Origin of the sequence: Clostridium algoriphilum, assembly GCF_020443705.1 — a bacterium.
GTDB lineage: Bacteria > Bacillota > Clostridia > Clostridiales > Clostridiaceae > Clostridium_AD > Clostridium_AD algoriphilum.
Window position 1 is genome coordinate 1 of record NZ_JAIZZK010000104.1, and the last position, 1,054, is coordinate 1,054.

The 1,054-nt window shown below is 31.5% G+C and carries 1 protein-coding gene; it reads right to left on the bottom strand.

The window, feature by feature from the left end; translation table 11 throughout:
• Positions 1–246: 246 nt before the first annotated feature.
• On the bottom strand, positions 247–1,020 hold the full coding sequence (gene sigG / locus LGK95_RS22090) for an RNA polymerase sporulation sigma factor SigG (protein ID WP_226127054.1): 774 nt from the start codon (positions 1,018–1,020) through the stop codon (positions 247–249).
• Between the last annotated feature and the right edge of the window lie 34 nt (positions 1,021–1,054).

Sequence of the window (1,054 nt, forward strand, 5' to 3'; positions counted from 1 at the left end):
TTCTTCTTCTTCCTTTAATGGTTGAGGGAATGAACTACTACCAGTTATGTAGGCTGTTAAGAATGTAACATTCCCAATTAAATTTAATATACAATTCATGAATAGCACAGATGTCCTCCTAATAGGGGTTCTTAATATAATATGATTTGCTATTTGTTTTCATGTATCTAATATTTAATTCTAAAATAAGAACTTATAAGGTCAGTTTCTAAAATAGGATAACAAAAATGGTTCTACTAGAGGACCCTATACATACTTCTTCATGTGCTTTAACGCATTTTTTTCCACTCTAGAAACCTGTGCTTGGGATATACCTATTTCATCAGCTACTTCCATCTGAGTTTTCCCATCGAAGAACCTCAAATTCAAGATTAACTTTTCTCTATCTTTTAATTTTTTCATTCCCTCTTTAATTGATATATTTTCAATCCAACTATCATCTAAGTTTTTAGTGTCTCTTATTTGATCCATTACATAAACTTCATCTCCACCGTCATGATAAATTGGTTGAAATAACGATACGGGAGATTGTATAGCATCTAGTGCAAATACTACGTCTTCTCTTAGCAATTCTAATTCTTTAGCTATTTCAGTCACAGAAGGCTCTTTATTATACTCTTTCACCCATCTATCTCTAACTTGTAATGCTTTATATGCGATATCCCTTAAAGACCTACTAACTCTTATCGAATTATTATCTCTTAGATATCTTCTTATTTCCCCAAAAATCATAGGAACTGCATATGTTGAAAACCTAACATTTAAGCTTAAATCAAAATTATCAATGGACTTCATTAACCCAATACAGCCTACTTGAAATAAATCGTCTACATTTTCTCCTCTGCTATTGAATCGCTTTATCACACTTAAAACCAATCTTAAGTTTCCTTCAATAAATTCTTCTCTACACTCTGGCTCGCCATTTTGTATTCTATGTAGTAATTCTTTCATTTCTTTTTCTTTTAATTTAGGTAATTTTGAAGTGTTTACTCCACTTACCTCTACTTTATTAAACATCATAAGGTCATCATTCCCTTCAGCGTAGTAACTGCCT